This is a genomic window from Modestobacter versicolor (assembly GCF_014195485.1).
GTDB classification, from domain to species: Bacteria; Actinomycetota; Actinomycetes; order Mycobacteriales; family Geodermatophilaceae; genus Modestobacter; species Modestobacter versicolor.
In genome coordinates, this window is sequence record NZ_JACIBU010000001.1 from 2,060,217 (window position 1) to 2,075,852 (window position 15,636).

The following is a 15,636-nucleotide window of genomic DNA, read 5'->3' on the forward strand; positions in this document are numbered from 1 at the left end:
CGCGCGCTCAGCCGCCGACCAGCACCCAGGTGCTGGTCGGCACGTCGCGGCCGCGCAGCACCAGCCGCTCCCCCGGCGCCCAGTGCTGCTGCTCGGCGTCGGCGGCGGCCTGCACCGCCGCGCCGCTGGCGACCACCCGGCCGGGGAGCGCCTTGGCCAGCTCGGTCAGCCGCGCCGCCTCGATCACCGCGTCGCCGATCACCGTGTACTCCAGCCGGCTGGCCGCCCCGACCTGACCGGCCACCACCGGGCCGAAGGCGACCCCGATGCCGACGTCGACCTCGCCGGCGGCGGTGACCGCGGTGCGGATCCGTCGGGCGGCGCGCAGCGCGGCACCGGCCGGGTCGTCGTGCCGGGTCGGGGCGCCGAAGACGCACAGCGCCGCGTCGCCCTCGAACTTGTTCACCAGCCCGCCCTCGGCCGACGTCGCCTCCACGACGACCTCGAAGAAGCGGTTGAGCAGCCCGACCATCTCCTCCGGCCCGAGCCGCCGGGCCAGCGCGGTGGAACCGGAGACGTCGACGAACAGGGCCGCGACCGTGCGCTCCTCCCCGCCCAGGGAGATGCCGCGGTCCAGCGCCTGCTGGGCGACCGTCGTCCCGACGTGCCGGCCGAACAGGTCGCGCAGCCGCTCCCGCTCCCCCAGCCCGGCGGCCATCGCGTTCACGCCGGTCTGCAGCAGGCCGATCTCACCCGCGTCGTCGACGACCACCCGCACGGAGGTGTCGCCGGACCCGATCTCCTGCACCGCCCGGCGCAGCTCGCGCAGCGGCGCACCCACCGCCCGGGCGGTGAGCAGGGTGGCCAGCGCACCGACGACCAGCGAGACGGCGACGAGCGCGACGACGACGGTCTCCCCCGGCCCGCCCGGGATGCTCGGGTCGAGGAACATCAGCACCAGCCCGGTCAGCGGCACCCCGCTGGTCAGGCCCCAGGTGAGCAGCAGCCGCACCCGGACGCCGAGCAGCAGCGAGCCCACCGGCGGGTGGGCGGCCAGCGCGCGGGTGGTGACCGGCCGGGCGACGCGGGCGACGAGCAGGTAGGTGACGCCGGCGGTGACCACGCCGCCGAGCGTGGTGACCAGGCCGGTGCGCAGCCCCACCCGGGCGTCGGGGTGGACCGCGGCGCCGACGGCGGTGACCACCACGGCCCCGACCAGCCAGGTCAGCGCGGCCACCCCGGCGGTGTCGACCGGCAGCCGGAGGGCGTAGGCGGCCTCCGCCCGGTCGGGCTGCCGGCCCGCCGCGAGCCAGGCGTTGGTCACCCGCTGGCGGCGCAGCCCGACCACGACGCTGATCGGCAGGGCGAGCACCAGGTAGCCGACGGCCACCAGCAGCAGCGTCGTGCGGCCGCTGTCCGACGCCGGGTCGGAACCGCCGGACAGGCCCAGCAGCAGCATCGTGACGGTGACGACGCCGACCAGGTTGGCCGAGACGACCAGCCCGACGATCAGCGGGACGGTGCTCCGGGCCGGCCGGGGGGCCAGCGCGGACGCGGGGGTGCTGGCCACGTCCTGGGTGAACGAGCGGACCGCCCCGGGGACACTGGCCACCCGGTCAGCCTGCCCGGCCGATGCCCCCCCCGTGGACGGCGGACCACCCGCGCGGGGCAGGTCCGCGCCCCGGGTTGCCGGTGCCCCACCGCCCACCGAGACTCGCCCGGTGAGCCAGCGAGCCGAGCAGCAGACCGTCCCCGACGGCACCACGCTCCGCCGGGCGGTCAGCGGCAAGCTGCTGTTCGTCTTCGTGCTCGGCGACGTGCTGGGGGCCGGCATCTACGCGCTGGTCGGCGAGATCGCCGGCGAGGTGGGCGGCGCGATCTGGGTGCCGATGCTGGTGGCCCTGCTGCTGTCGCTGCTGACCGCCGCCTCCTACGCCGAGCTGGTCACCAAGTACCCGCGGGCCGGCGGGTCGGCCGTCTTCGCCGAGCGGGCCTTCCGCCGTCCGCTGGTGTCCTTCCTGGTCGGCTTCTGCATGCTCGCCGCGGGCGTCACCAGCGCCGCGGGGCTCGCCCTCGCCTTCGCCGGCGACTACCTCTCGGTCTTCCTCGACGTGCCCGCCGTCCCGGCCGCCCTGGTGTTCCTGCTGGTGGTGGCGCTGGTCAACGCCCGCGGCATCAAGGAGTCGGTGCGGGCCAACGTGGTGATGACGGTGGTCGAGGTCTCCGGGCTGCTGCTGGTGGTGGTGCTCGGCGCGATCGTGCTCGGCCGCGGTGACGGCGACCCGGGCCGGGTGGTGGAGTTCCCCGAGGGCGTCTCCGCCGGCTCGGCGGTGCTGGCCGCGGCGATCCTGGCCTACTACTCCTTCGTCGGCTTCGAGACCTCGGCCAACGTCGCCGAGGAGGTCCAGGACGTGCGCCGGGTGTACCCGCGGGCGCTGTTCGGGGCGCTGCTCACGGCCGGCGTCGTCTACGTGGCCGTCGGGCTGACCGCCTCGATCGTGCTGCCGGCCGACGAGCTGTCGGGGTCCTCCGGCCCGCTGCTCGCCGTCGTCCAGGCCACCGGCATCGGCGTCCCGGACCGGCTGTTCAGCGCCGTCGCGCTGATCGCCGTCGCCAACGGCGCGCTGCTCACCATGATCATGGCCAGCCGGATGGTGTTCGGGCTGGCCGAGCAGCGGCTGCTGCCGCCGGCGCTCGGTGCGGTGCTGCCCGGCCGGCGCACCCCGTGGGTGGCGATCGTGGTGACCACCGCGGTGGCCATGGCGCTCACCCTCGTCGGCGACCTGGGTGACCTGGCCAACATCGTGGTGCTGCTCCTGCTGCTGGTCTTCCTCAGCACCAACGTCTCGGTGCTGGTGCTCCGGCGCGACCGGGTCGAGGCCGACCACTTCACCGCGCCGGTCGTCGTCCCGGTGCTGGCGATCGGCTCGTGCCTGCTGCTGCTGTGGCAGCAGGAGGCGGCCACCTGGCTGCGCTCCGGGCTGATGCTGCTGGTCGGCGTCGCGCTGTACCTGCTGGCCCAGGCGCCTTGGTGGCGCGGCGACCGGACCCGGCCCGGCGAGGTCCCCGCGGCGGGGTGAGACTGGCGGGGGCGAGGCGTCAACGCGCCGCCGGTGACGTTTGGGTGAACTGCTGCCGGTTGCGGACCGCCGCGGGCGAGGATGCCTGCAGACGGCGAGAGGAGCGGACCCGCAGATGACCGTGTCCCAACCGAGCGCGGTGGAGATCGGGCTGATGTCCGGCCGCGCCGGCTACGTGCTGCGCGCCAACGACCGGGGCGCGTTCACCGTCGCCTCACCGACGCTCTACCCGCACATGTGGAGCTGGGACGCCGGCTTCGTGGCCCTGGGCATCGCCACCGTGTCGGTGCCCCGGGCGCTCAACGAGCTGCGCAGCCTGCTGTCCGGGCAGTGGGCGACCGGGATGATCCCGCACATCCTGTTCCACCAGCCCAGCGACTACTTCCCCGGACCGGAGCGCTGGCGCACCCAGGTCGCCGCCGCGCGTCCGGCCGGCGTGCAGACCTCCGGCATCTGCCAGCCGCCGATCCACGTCATCGCGCTGTCCCGGATCCTGCACGACGCCCGGCGCCGCGGCGGCGCGGACCAGGAGCTGGCCGAGGAGTTCGTCCGGGAGACCTTCGACCAGTGGCTGGCCTGGCACCAGTACCTGGCCACCGCGCGCGACCCGTACAACTACGGCCTGGTGGAGATCCACCACGGCTGGGAGTCCGGGATGGACGACTCCCCGCGCTGGGACGAGCCGTACTCCAACGTGCACCCGCAGCCGGACATGCCGCCGTTCGTCCGGGCCGACCTCGCCCACGTCGCCGACCCCTCGCAGCGCCCGAGCGACGCGGAGTACGCGAAGTACCTGTGGCTGCTGGAGCAGAAGGTCCGGGCCCGCTACGACGACGCGGTCTATCGCTCGACCGGAGACTTCGTGATGGGCGACGTGCTGGTGTCCGCGCTGCTGGCCGCGGCCAGCGACCTGCTCGCCGACATGGGCGAGGAGCTGGGCATCGGCGGCGGCGCGGCGGGCGGCGTCGAGCAGTCGCGGGCGATCGCCCGCCGCTTCCGCACCGGCGTGCTGCGGTCGGTGAACCCGGAGACCGGGCTGGCCCGCGACCTGGACCTGCGCACCGGCCGGTGGCTGGACGTCGAGAGCGCCGCGGGGTTCGCCCCGCTGCTCTGCGGCGGCGACGACGCGCTCACCCGCCGGCAGCGCGACCTGCTGCTCGGCCCGCGCTGGTGCGGGCACTCGCGGCTGCGCTGGCCGGTGGTGCCCTCGGTGTCGCCCGCGTCGCCGGCCTTCCGGGAGCAGACCTACTGGCGCGGCCCGCAGTGGCCGGTGCTCAACTGGCTGATGGCCTGGGCGCTGAACCGCTCCGGCGAGCCCGAGGCGGCCAACCAGCTGCGGCTGGCCGGGCTCTCGCAGCTCATCGACTGCGACTTCGCCGAGTACTACCAGCCGATGACCGGCGAGACCCTGGGCAGCCGCGACCAGTCCTGGACGGCGGCGATCGCGCTGGACTTCCTGGCCGCGCGCCGGCCGGCGCAGCGCCGCCCGGTGCGCTGGCTGACCAGCGAGCTGCCCCGGATCACCCCGGCCCAGGCGCACCGGGCCGCCGCGCACCCGACCCCGGTGCACCCCGGGCAGGTGGCCGGGCAGCGGCCGCCGCACGGCCGGGGCCCCTCGACCCGGCCGGACCTCCGCGCCCAGTGACGACGTCCCGTTGGTGGCGGTCTCCCGCGTCGGGAGACCGCCACCAGCGGGAGGTGGTCACGGGCGGGGCTGCGGGCTCCGGGTCAGCGCCGGGTCGGTCTGCGCCACCGGGGCGAGCACCTCGTCGATCCGCGCCCGGACGTCGTCGTCCAGCCGGACGCCGGAGGCCTTGACGTTGTCGGTGACCTGCTCGGGCCGGCTGGCGCCGATGATCGCCGCGGCGACGTTCTCCTCCTGCAGCACCCAGGCGACCGCGAGCGCCGCCATGGACAGCCCCAGGTCGTCGGCGATGGGCTTGAGCTGCTGCACCCGCTCCAGCACGTCGTCCCGCATCCAGCGCGAGATGAACTGGGCGCCGCCGGCCTTCTCGTCGGTGGCCCGCGAGCCCTCCGGCGGCGGCTGGCCGGGCAGGTACTTGCCGGTCAGGATCCCCTGGGCGATCGGTGAGAAGACGACCTGGCTGATGCCGAGCTCCCGGGAGGTCGGGATGACCTCGGCCTCGGGCACCCGGTACAGCGCGGAGTACTGCGGCTGGTTGGAGACCAGCGGCACCTTCAGCTCGTCGGCCAGCGCCTTGGCCGCGCGCAGCTCCTCGGCGCGCCACTCGGAGACGCCGATGTAGAGCGCCTTGCCGCTGCGGACGACGTCGGCGAAGGCCTGCATCGTCTCCTCGAGCGGGGTCTCGTGGTCGTAGCGGTGCGCCTGGTAGAGGTCGAGGTGGTCGGTGCCCAGCCGGCGCAGCGAGCCCTCGATCGACTCCACGATGTGCTTCCGCGAGAGCCCCCGGTCGTTCGGCCCGCTCCCGGTCGGGAAGTAGACCTTGCTGAAGATCTCGATGCTGCTGCGCGACTCCCCGGCCAGCGCCTTGCCCAGCACCTGCTCGGCGCGCCCGCCGGCGTAGGCGTCGGCGGTGTCGAAGGTGGTGATGCCGGCGTCGAGCGCGGCGCGCACGCACGCGGTCGCGGCGTCGGCCTCGACCTGGCCGCCGTGGGTGATCCAGTTCCCGTAGGTGATCTCGCTGATCTTCAGGCCGCTGCGGCCGAGGTGTCGGAACTCCATGGCCTGTTCCTACCGCCTGGCGGTCGGGCGCACCCGAGCGGGCGGGGTACAGCCTGCGCCACCGGCAGTGGGCCCTCAGCGGGATCGATCGGGCCGGGCGCCCGGCAGAGGCTGGAGCAGTCCGCACGACCCCCTGCCAGCGAGGAGCCACCCGTGACCGAGAACCTCCCCCGCCGCACCTGGGCCGCCCTGCTCGTCTCCGCCGCCGCCGTCGCCGGGCTGTCGACCACCACCCTGCTCGCCACCGACGCCGCCGCCGACAGCCCGCGCCACCACCGCGCCGACGTCGCCCAGCAGCAGCTCGACGCGCTGGTCGAGGAGTCCGGCTTCCCCGCCGCGCTGGCCACCGTCCGGGACGAGCGCGGCCGCGAGCGCGACCTCACCGCCGGTGTCAGCGACCTGGCGACCGGCTCCCCGGTGCCCGTCGACGGCCAGGTGCGGATCGGCAGCAACACCAAGCCGTTCACCGCCGCCGTCGTGCTCCAGCTGGTCGACGAGGGGCTGGTCGACCTGGACGCGACGATCGAGACCTACCTGCCCGGCCTGGTCCGCGGCCCGGGCGGCGACGGCACCGCGATCACCGTGCGCCAGCTGCTGCAGCACACCAGCGGCCTGCCCGACTACGACCACGTCCTGGTCACCGACTACCTCGCCGTCCAGCACCGCTACATCGAGCCGCACCAGCTGCTGGACGTCGGCCTCGCCCAGCCCGCCCTGTTCGCCCCCGGTACCAGCTGGGAGTACAGCAACACCAACTACGTGCTCGCCGGGCTGCTCGTGCAGGAGGTCACCGGCCGGCCGATCGGCGAGGTGATCACCGACCGGGTCATCGAGCCGCTGGGCCTGGACGACACCTACTGGCCGCTCGAGGGCGAGCAGGAGATGCGCGGCGAGCACCCGCAGGGCTGGTTCGCGCCCGCGCCGGACGTCGCCTACACCGACGTGACCACCCAGGACCCGTCCTTCGGCTGGGCGGCCGGCCAGCTGGTCTCCACCCCCAGCGACCTGCTGGACTTCTTCACCGCGCTGGTCGACGGCGAGCTGCTGAGCCCGGAGATGCTGGCCGAGATGCAGGCCACCGTGCCGGCTCCGGGCGCGACCGTCCGCGGCGCCGAGGCCTACGGCCTGGGGCTGCAGACCTTCACCCTCAGCTGCGGCGGCACGGCGTGGACCCACGGCGGTGACATCCCCGGCTCCGAGACCCGCGGCGCGGTGACCCCGGACGGCGAGGGCGTGATGCTCGCAGTGACCGCGCTGCCCACCAGCGACGAGCAGGCGCTGGCCGTCGAGCAGGCCGTCGACGCCGTCCTCTGCGCGTAGCTCGATGAGGAAGGCCCCCCGCGAGCCGCGGGGGGCCTTCCTCATGCCCGGCGGCGGACGTCGTCCAGGTAGCGCAGGACGGCGGTGACCCGGCGGTCGGCACGGTCGTCGGGGGGCAGGTCGAGCTTGGCGAAGATGCTGCGGATGTGCTTGTGCACCGCCCCGTCGGTGACCACCAGCCGCTCGCCGATCGCGGTGTTGCCCAGCCCCTCGGCCATCAGCCCGAGCACCTCGCGCTCCCGCGGGCTGAGCCGGTCCAGCCGGCTGTCCGGGCGGGTGCGGGCGAACAGCTGGGCGACCACCTCCGGGTCGATCGCCGTCCCGCCGTCGGCCACCCGGTGCAGGGCGCCGAGGAACTCCTCCACCCGGCCGACCCGCTCCTTGAGCAGGTAGCCCAGCCGGGCCGCGCCGCCGGCCAGCAGCTCGGTGGCGAAGGACTGCTCCACGTAGGCAGACAGCACCAGGACGGCGAGCTCCGGGCGGCGCCGGCGCGCCTCGACCGCGGCGACGATCCCCTCGTCGGTGTGCGTCGGCGGCATCCGGACGTCGACGATGGCGACGTCCGGCTGGTGCTCGTCGAGCGCGGCGAGCAGCTCGTCGGCGGTGCCGGCGGTGGCGACGACGTCCAGCTGCTCGGCGCGCAGCAGCAGCGCGAGGCCCTCCCGCAGCAACGGGTCGTCCTCGGCGATCACGATCCGCACGGCAGCTCCGCGGTCAGGGTGGTGGGCCCGCCGGGCGGGCTGGTCAGGGTGAGCGTGCCGTCGTGCGCCTCGACCCGGCGGCGGATGCCGACCAGCCCGGAACCGGCGCCCTCGACCGCGCCGCCGGCGCCGTCGTCGGTGACGCTGACGCACAGCTGGCCGTCGCGGGTGTGCACGGCGACGGCCACCCGGGTCGCCCCGCTGTGCCGGGAGGCGTTGGTGAGCGCCTCGGCGACGAGGAAGTACGCGGTCGCCTCGACCGACGCCGCGCACCGCACCGGCACGTCGACGTCGACCTGGCAGGGCACCGCGGAAGTGGCGGCCAGCCCGCTGAGCGCGCCGGCCAGCCCGCGGTCGGCGAGCACCGGCGGCAGGATCCCGCGGGCCACCGACCGCAGCTCGGCCAGCGCCTGCTCGGCGGCCGACTGCGCCCGCTCCAGGATCTCCTCGGCCGCCGCCGGGTCGCGGGGCACGGCGCGGCGGGCGGCGCCGAGCAGCACGGTGACCGCGACCAGCCGGTTCTGCGTGCCGTCGTGCAGCGACCGCTCGATCCGGCGCAGCTCGGTGGCGTGCGCGTCGAGGGCGGCGGCCCGGGTGGCGGTGAGCTGGGCGACCCGCAGCGAGAGGTCGGTGTCCGCGGCGGCGTCCAGCAGCCGGCGGCCGCGCCAGGCCAGCAGCGTGGCGATCGGCCGGGTCAGCAGCAGGCTCAGCGTCGTCCAGGCCAGCCCGAGCAGCACCACCAGGAGCACGCCGGACCAGTCGGTGACCTCCCAGAAGGTCAGCGAATCGGTGGCCTCCCCGGCCGGCACGGCGTACCACCACAGCGGGAAGCTCAGGTCGCGGACGGCGTAGATCGGCAGCAGGACGGCGACCATGCTGAGCAGCAGGCCGCCGGTCGCGTGCCCGGCCAGCCAGCGCAGCCCGCGCCGGGTGACCGGGTCGGCGGCGGCCTCGCGCAGCCGCACCGGCAGCGGGCCGGGCGGCACGACCTCCGCACCCCACCGGCCCAGCCGCCAGCGCTCCCGGTCGGCGACGGCGTGCACCCCGCGCAGCGCGGCCGGCACCGCGAGCAGCCCGACGCCGAGCAGGCTGGTGACCGCGACGACGAGCCCGAACAGCAGCACGCCGAGCGCCATCAGCGCCGTGCCCAGCGCGCCGGGGAGCTGCTCGAGGGCGACCAGCGCGGCGACGACCCTCGACCGGCCGGTCCGCTGCGCTGCCCTCCTCCGCTCCACGGCTGCTGACGCTAGGGCGCGCACGCGGTCAGGGACAGCGAAACGGCCCAGGAGTACAGCCTGCTGTACCCGGAGTGGGCAGGTCAGGGGCTCGAACGGCGGCCCGGGCGACGACAGGCTGGAGCCATCCCGATTGAGCCACCCCCGAGGAGCCCCCGTGCCCGACACCTCCACCCCCTCCCGCACCCTGCCCACCCTCAGCTGGGTGGTGCTGGTCGTCTGCGTGCTGGGCAACACCGTCGCCTCGCTGGCCGGAGCCCCGCTGGTCGTGCACCTCGCGCTGGGCGCGGGCGCCGCGGTCTGCGTCGCCGCGCTCACCGCCCTGTACCTGCGGACCCGGCGATGAGCGTCGCTGCGGGGGCGCTCCCGCAGACCACCGACCGCGCGCCGGCGATCGTGCTGACCGACGTCACCAAGGTGCACCCCGGCGGCGTCCGGGCCCTGGACGGCGTCTCGCTGACCGTGCCCGCCGGTGAGTTCCTCGCCGTCATGGGTCCCTCGGGGTCGGGCAAGAGCACGCTGATGCACTGCGCCGCGGGGCTCGACACCCCCACCAGCGGCAGCATCCTGGTCGACGGCCGGGAGATCGCCGGGCTGGACGAGACCCGCCGCACCGAGCTGCGCCGCGAGCGCATCGGCTTCGTCTTCCAGGCCTACAACCTGGTGCCCTCGCTGACCGTCGCCGACAACATCACGCTGCCGCTGCGACTGGCCGGCCAGGCGGTGGACACCGAGTGGCTGCACCAGCTGGTCGAGCGGGTCGGGCTGGCCGGGCGGCTGGACCACCGGCCCGCCGAGCTCTCCGGCGGTCAGCAGCAGCGGGCCGCGATCGCCCGCGCGCTCATCGCCCGCCCCGCGGTGGTCTTCGCCGACGAGCCGACCGGGGCGCTCGACCTGCGCAGCGCCCGCGCCGTCCTCGAGCTGCTCCGCGAGTCGGTCGACGAGCTCGGCCAGACCGTGGTGATGGTGACCCACGACCCGGGGGCCGCCGCGCACGCGCACCGCGCCGTGGTGATGGCCGACGGCTCGGTGGTCGACACCGTCGAGCAGCCCACCGCCGCCGAGCTCGCCCGCCGCCTCGTCACCCTCGGGCAGGGCTGAGCCGTGGAGCACCTCGCGCTGCAGATGGCCCGCACCCGGCTGGTCGCGCTGCTGGCCGTGGCGTTCGCCGTGCTGGGCGGCGCCGCCCTGGTGACCGCCACCGGCGTGCTGGGCGAGTCCGGCCTGCGCTCGCACGTCGACGCCGGCCGGTTCGCCGGGGCCGACGTCGTCGTCTCCGCCGACCAGACGCTGCCCGTCGCCGAGGACCTGGACACCGCGCTGCCCGAGCGGGCCCGCATCCCCGCCGACCTGGTCGACGAGCTGGCCGACCTGCCCGGCGTCACCGCCGCGGTCGGCGACCTCAGCTTCCCCGCGGCGCTGGTCGGCGCGGACGGGCAGGTCGTGCCCACCGTCGACCCGGCCGCCGCCGGGCACGGCTGGTCGTCGGTCGAGCTGACCGGTGACGCCGCCCTGGACGGCTCGGCCCCCACCGGCACCGGCGAGGTCGCGCTCGGCAGCGACGTGGCCCCCGCCGCGTCCGTCGGCGACACCGTCGACCTGGTGGTCGCCGGGCAGTCCGCGCGCTACCGGGTCTCCGGCCTGGTCGAGGCCACCGGCCTCTTCTTCGCCGACGCCACCGCCGCGGACCTGGCCGAGCAGGCCGGGGCCGCCACACCCGGCGACGTCGACCTGATCGGGCTGCGCACCGAGCCGGGCACGACCGACGTCGTCGCCGATGCGGCCCGCGACCTGGTGGCCGGCAGCAGCCTGACCGTGGCCACCGGGGGCGACCGGGGGGACGTCGCCGAGCCCGGTGCCGCGGCCGCCCGCCCGCTGCTGCTGCTCCTGGCCGGCTCGCTGTCGGGCATCCTGCTGCTCGTCGTCGGGTTCGCCGTCGCCGGCGCGCTGGCCGTCTCGATCGCCGGGCAGCGCCGCGAGCTGGCCCTGCTGCGCGCCATTGGGGCGACCCCGCGGCAGATCCGCCGGCTCGCCGCCGGCCAGGCGCTGGCGATCGCCGCGGTCGCCGTCGTCCCGGGGGTGGCGCTGGGGTTCCTGCTCGCCGGGCAGATGCGCCGGCTGCTGGTCGACATCGGCATGCTGCCCGCCGGGCTGCCGCTCACCGTGAGCCCGCTGCCCGGGGTGGCCGCGGTGCTGCTGCTCGGCCTGGTCGTCTGGGTGGCGGCCCGCTCCGCCGCGTGGCGCACCTCGCGGCTGCCGGCCACCGAGGCGGTCAACGAGTCGCGCACCGAGCCGCGGGCGCCGTCCCGGGTGCGCACCCTGGTCGGCGGGCTGCTGGTCGTCGCGGCGACCGTCCTGTCGGTCACGCCGCTGTTCGTGCGCAGCCAGCTCGGCGCCGCCGTCGTCCCGCTGGGCGGGCTGATCGGCGCCATCGGCTTCGCGCTCGCCGCACCGGCGCTGCTCCGCGGCCTCGGCGACGTCGTCGCGCGGCGACTGCCCGCGGGGCTCTCGGCACCGAGCTGGCTGGCCGTGGCGAACCTGCGCGGCTACACGCTGCGGGTCGCCGGCGTGGTCGCGAGCCTGGCGATGGTCGTCGTCTTCGCGCTCACCTACACGCTCAGCACCACCACCGTGCTCAGCGCCGGGACCCGCGACGTCCGGGACGGCACGCTGGCGCAGTACACCGTCGGCGCCGACGCGCTGGGCGGCGTCCCCGCCGGGCTGGCGGGCGACGTGGCGGCCGTCCCCGGCGTCACCGCGGCGGTGCCCACGGCGAGCACGACGGTGCTGTGGGAGTACTCCGAGCTCGGCGACCCGACGGTGGAGTCCGGCACGGCGCTGGTGCTCGACCCGGCCGCACCCGAGGTGCTCGACCTCGGCGTCCGCGACGGCGACCTGGCCGGCCTGACCGGGGCGACCGTGGCCGTCGGCGACGACGTGGCCGAGGCCCGCGACGCCGGGCTCGGCGCCACGGTGGAGCTGGTGCTCGGCGACGGGGCGCCGGTGCAGGCGGAGGTGGTGGCCGTCTACGACCGGGTGCTCGGCTTCGGGCCGGTGGTGCTCTCGGCCGACCTGGCCGCCGGGCACCGGGACACCGGGCTCGCCGAGCAGCTCCTGGTGCGCACCGACGGCAGCGCCGCGGCCCGGGACGGGCTGGCCGCGCTGGTCGCCGACCGGCCGGGGGTCACCCTCACCGACGCCGCGCCCCGGGAGAGCTCGCTGGCCGACGCACCGGCCGAGGTCTGGCTGAACCTGGCCACGATCAGCGTGCTGATGGGCTACCTGGTGCTCAGCATCGCCAACAAGCTGGTCGCGGTCACCGCCCAGCGCCGGGCGGAGATCGCCGTCCTGCGGCTGACCGGCACCACGCCCCGGCAGGTGCGGTCGATGATGCGGCGCGAGGCGACGGTCATCGCGGCGGTGGCCCTGGCCGCGGGGCTGGCGCTCTCCGCCGTCGGCGTCCTGTCGCTCGGTGTGGGGTTCCTCGGCCGGCCGTGGCCCGCCGGGCCGTGGTGGCTGACCCCGGCGGCGGCGCTGGCGGTCGCGGCCATCGCCTTCCTCACCACCGAGCTGCCCACCCGGCGGGCGCTGCGCACGGAGCCCGCGTCGGCGCTGTCGCACGCGGGGTGAAGGATCGTGGTCCAGCGCTCTCCAGGAGGACTCGATGGCACGCCCGCTCCCCCCGCTCCCCACCACGGTCGTCGGCAGCCTGCCCCAGCCCGACTGGCTGATCGACCGCGACCGGCTCGGCCACCAGTTCCCCCCGCGGGTGCGGGCCAAGGAGCTGTGGCGGGTGCCGGTGGAGTTCCTGCAGGAGGCCCAGGACGACGCCACGCTGGCGACCATCCGGGCGCAGGAGGTGGCCGGGCTGGACATCATCGGCGACGGCGAGATCCGCCGGGAGTCCTACTCCAACCACTTCGCCACGGCGCTCGAGGGGCTGGACCTCGACCACCCGGGCAGCGTGCGCAACCGGTCGGGCATCGACATCCCGGCGCCGCGGGTCGTCGGTGACATCCGGCGGCCCGCGGCGGTGCAGGTCGACGACGTCCGGTTCCTCCGCGCGGCCACCGACCGGGCGGTGAAGATCACCGTGCCGGGGCCGTTCACCATGGCGCAGCAGGCGCAGGACGACCACTACGGCGACGACCGCGCGCTGGCGCTGGCCTACGCCGAGGTGGTGCGGGCGGAGATCGCCGACCTGTTCGCCGCCGGGGCCGACATCGTGCAGCTCGACGAGCCGTGGCTGCAGGCCCGCCCCGAGGTGGCCCGCCGCTACGGCGTCGAGGTGCTGAGCGCGGCGCTCGAGGGCGCCCCCGGCCCGGTGCACGTGCACGTCTGCTTCGGCTACGCGGCGATGGTGGCCGACCGGCCCGAGGGCTACTCGGTGCTGCCCCAGCTCGCCGACGTGCCGGCCGCGGCGATCTCGATCGAGACGGCGCAGTCGCACCTGGACCCGGCCACGCTCGCGCCGCTGCGCGGCAAGGGCGTCGCGCTCGGCGTGCTCGACCTGTCGACGCCGGAGGTGGAGACCCCGGAGGTGATCGCCGACCGGGTGCGCCGGGCGCTGGACCACGTCGACGTCGACACCCTCGTGCTGTCCAGCGACTGCGGGCTGAAGTACCTGCCGCGCGAGTCGGCGGCGGGCAAGATGCGCGCGCTCGCCGAGGCGGCGGCCGTGCTGCGCACCGAGCTGTGATCCCCGCGCCGCCGGGAATGGCCCCGGCGGCGCGGCGATTGCCGCAGGCATGACGACGATCGGACTCATCGGCAGCGGGAACATCGGCAGCACCGTCGCTCGGCTGGCGGTCGCCGCCGGCCACGACGTGGTGCTCAGCAACAGCCGCGGCCCCGAGACGCTCGGCGACCTGGTGGCCGAGCTGGGGCCGCGCGCCCGGGCGGCGACGGCGGCCGAGGCGGCGGAGGCCGGCGACCTCGTGGTGGTCACCGTGCCGCTCAAGAACTACAAGGAGGTGCCGGTCGAGCCGCTGCGCGGCAAGGTCGTCATCGACACGAACAACTACTACCCCGACCGCGACGGGCACTTCCCCGAGCTCGACGACGAGTCGACGACGACCAGCGAGCTGCTGCAGGCGCACCTGCCCGAGTCGCACGTGGTGAAGGCGTTCAACTCCATCTTCGTCGACCAGCTCGGCACCCTGGACCGGCCCAGCGGCGACCCGGAGCGGTCCGTGCTCCCGATCGCCGGCGACGACGCAGCGGCCAAGCAGACGGTGGCGGAGTTCCTCGACCAGATCGGCTACGACGCCCACGACGTGGGTCCGCTGTCGGAGGGCTGGCGCTTCCAGCGCGACACCGCCGCCTACGTGATGCTCTACGCCGTGCCCGGCCCGGACGCTCCCAAGGGGCCCGGGCAGCAGGTCACCCGCGAGACGCTGACCGAGAAGCTGACCGCCGCGAAGCGCTACCGCGACATGTGAGGAACGCACGGAGGGCCCGGTCTCCAGACCGGGCCCTCCGTGGTGCCAGCGGCGGGATGGCGCCCGTACGGTCGCGGCGTGGCTGATGACGATTTCACCCCATGGACCCCCGCAGGCGCGGCGCGGCTCCGAGCAGCTGCGGCCGAGCTGGGGGCGGCCATCACCGCGCACGCGAGCGCAGTGACAGCGGTGACGACGAACGCCGGTATCTCCGACGTCTTCGCGGCGACCGACCGCCTGCTCCCGGCGGTGCTGGCCTACGCCGACGCGCAGTTCGAGTACACCGGGAACGGCTTCCCCTTCGGCGTCCTGCACCAGTTCGCTGAGCAGGACGACGCGGACGGCCCTGAGGACGAGCCGGAGCCCGCGCCCGGCATCTCCGTGCTCGAGCGGCACGACTACCAGGTCACCGACGAGGACGCCGTGCTGGCCGCCGGGCGTCGCGCCTACCGGGACGCATGGCCGGAGGACGACGAGGCCGCGGCAGCCGCGGACGTCACGCACCTCGGCCGCGCGCTGTACCAGATCGCGCACGTCGACGGCTGGAGTGCCCTGGACGAGGTGGAGGGCCTCAGCGTGACCGGCGGGGCCGTCGTCGTGGTGGCGCGCGACGAGGTCCTCGGCCCGGATCCGGACGAGTGGCCGGAGCAGCTCTTCGACGATGGCGGCCAGCGCCTCTACGAGCAGAGGGACGTCTTCTCCGGCTAGGTCGTCGACGCGCCCGCCGCCCGCGCGCGGCCCGGGGGCGGAACGCACGGAGGGCCCGGTCTCCAGACCGGGCCCTCCGTGGTGGAACTAGGGGGGTGGAGGCGGCGGGAATCGAACCCGCGTCCTGCGACGCATCACCAGGGCTTCTCCGAGCGCAGTCCGCTCTGTCTCTGCTCGACCCCACCGATCCCGCGAACAAGTCGGTGTGACGGGCCCAGTCACTGTTTGGTGTCCCGCACGTACCCGCGACCGGTACGTGCAGTGAGTCATCTAGCTGATGCCAGGATCCGGGTCGATGACGAACCCGGGCTGACAGACTCGCCTAGCTGCTGTTAGGCAGCGAGAGCGAAGTCGCGCTGACTGGAGTCGGCGCTTGTGTTTTTTGCAACGCGTGGTTAACGAGCTCATCGTTGCCTTCCTCGGCTCGCTTCCCCTGGTCACCCGACCGCAGTCGAGACCAATCGCCCCCCTGTTGAGTTGTGCAGTGAGCCTAACGGCACGCCGCCG

The 15,636-nt window shown here is 75.4% G+C and carries 13 protein-coding genes and 1 other RNA gene; 9 read left to right on the forward strand and 5 right to left on the reverse strand.

Features of this window, described 5'->3' with window-relative positions; all coding sequences use genetic code 11:
• Positions 1 to 7: 7 nt before the first annotated feature.
• On the reverse strand, positions 8 to 1,552 hold the full coding sequence (locus FHX36_RS23910; protein ID WP_220035971.1) for an adenylate/guanylate cyclase domain-containing protein: 1,545 nt from the start codon (positions 1,550 to 1,552) through the stop codon (positions 8 to 10).
• Positions 1,553 to 1,661: 109 nt separating this feature from the next.
• Between FHX36_RS23910 and FHX36_RS10050 the strand changes: the two genes are divergently transcribed.
• Positions 1,662 to 3,020 carry an APC family permease gene (locus FHX36_RS10050; RefSeq protein ID WP_110552623.1) on the forward strand — a complete coding sequence of 453 codons (1,359 nt, stop codon included), beginning with the start codon at positions 1,662 to 1,664 and terminating at the stop codon, positions 3,018 to 3,020.
• A 115-nt stretch (positions 3,021 to 3,135) separates the two neighbouring features.
• Positions 3,136 to 4,665 (forward strand): glucosylglycerate hydrolase, encoded by a 1,530-nt coding sequence (gene ggh / locus FHX36_RS10055; RefSeq protein WP_110552622.1) that lies wholly within the window; start codon positions 3,136 to 3,138, stop codon positions 4,663 to 4,665.
• A gap of 57 nt (positions 4,666 to 4,722) precedes the next feature.
• Here the strand turns inward: ggh and FHX36_RS10060 are convergent, their stop codons facing one another.
• The gene (locus FHX36_RS10060) at positions 4,723 to 5,724 is read right to left on the reverse strand and encodes an aldo/keto reductase family protein (RefSeq protein ID WP_110552621.1); all 1,002 of its coding nucleotides are present in this window, start codon (positions 5,722 to 5,724) and stop codon (positions 4,723 to 4,725) included.
• A 153-nt stretch (positions 5,725 to 5,877) separates the two neighbouring features.
• On the opposite strand from FHX36_RS10060, the gene FHX36_RS10065 reads away from it, so the two are divergent.
• Entirely contained in the window at positions 5,878 to 7,044 is a 1,167-nt protein-coding gene (locus FHX36_RS10065) for a serine hydrolase domain-containing protein (protein ID WP_110552620.1), read from the forward strand.
• Between the two features lie 41 nt (positions 7,045 to 7,085).
• On the opposite strand, the gene FHX36_RS10070 is transcribed toward FHX36_RS10065, so the two are convergent.
• Complete coding sequence (locus tag FHX36_RS10070; RefSeq protein WP_110552619.1) at positions 7,086 to 7,745, reverse strand: response regulator transcription factor; 660 nt, start codon at positions 7,743 to 7,745, stop codon at positions 7,086 to 7,088.
• Complete coding sequence (locus FHX36_RS10075) at positions 7,733 to 8,980, reverse strand: sensor domain-containing protein (RefSeq protein ID WP_221202843.1); 1,248 nt, start codon at positions 8,978 to 8,980, stop codon at positions 7,733 to 7,735. Before FHX36_RS10075 ends, FHX36_RS10070 begins: the two co-directional genes overlap by 13 nt.
• Positions 8,981 to 9,137: 157 nt before the next feature.
• Between FHX36_RS10075 and FHX36_RS10080 the strand changes: the two genes are divergently transcribed.
• The 6 genes from FHX36_RS10080 (at position 9,138) to FHX36_RS10105 (ending at position 15,129) form a co-directional block, all read left to right on the forward strand.
• Complete coding sequence (locus FHX36_RS10080; RefSeq protein ID WP_110552974.1) at positions 9,138 to 9,326, forward strand: hypothetical protein; 189 nt, start codon at positions 9,138 to 9,140, stop codon at positions 9,324 to 9,326.
• Positions 9,323 to 10,081, forward strand: coding sequence for an ABC transporter ATP-binding protein (locus FHX36_RS10085; protein ID WP_110552973.1), 759 nt, complete (start codon positions 9,323 to 9,325; stop codon positions 10,079 to 10,081). The genes FHX36_RS10080 and FHX36_RS10085 overlap by 4 nt, the downstream gene beginning before the upstream one ends.
• A 3-nt stretch (positions 10,082 to 10,084) precedes the next feature.
• The gene (locus FHX36_RS10090; protein WP_110552972.1) at positions 10,085 to 12,610 is read left to right on the forward strand and encodes an FtsX-like permease family protein; all 2,526 of its coding nucleotides are present in this window, start codon (positions 10,085 to 10,087) and stop codon (positions 12,608 to 12,610) included.
• 34 nt (positions 12,611 to 12,644) lie between these two features.
• Positions 12,645 to 13,679 (forward strand): uroporphyrinogen decarboxylase family protein, encoded by a 1,035-nt coding sequence (locus FHX36_RS10095; protein WP_110552971.1) that lies wholly within the window; start codon positions 12,645 to 12,647, stop codon positions 13,677 to 13,679.
• A gap of 49 nt (positions 13,680 to 13,728) precedes the next feature.
• On the forward strand, positions 13,729 to 14,421 hold the full coding sequence (locus FHX36_RS10100) for an NADPH-dependent F420 reductase (protein ID WP_110552970.1): 693 nt from the start codon (positions 13,729 to 13,731) through the stop codon (positions 14,419 to 14,421).
• A 189-nt stretch (positions 14,422 to 14,610) separates the two neighbouring features.
• Positions 14,611 to 15,129: a hypothetical protein gene (locus FHX36_RS10105; protein ID WP_110552969.1), complete on the forward strand. Its 519-nt coding sequence runs from the start codon at positions 14,611 to 14,613 to the stop codon at positions 15,127 to 15,129.
• A 93-nt stretch (positions 15,130 to 15,222) separates the two neighbouring features.
• Here FHX36_RS10105 and ssrA read toward each other — a convergent pair.
• Positions 15,223 to 15,598, reverse strand: a transfer-messenger RNA (tmRNA) gene (gene ssrA / locus FHX36_RS10110).
• Positions 15,599 to 15,636 lie beyond the last annotated feature (38 nt).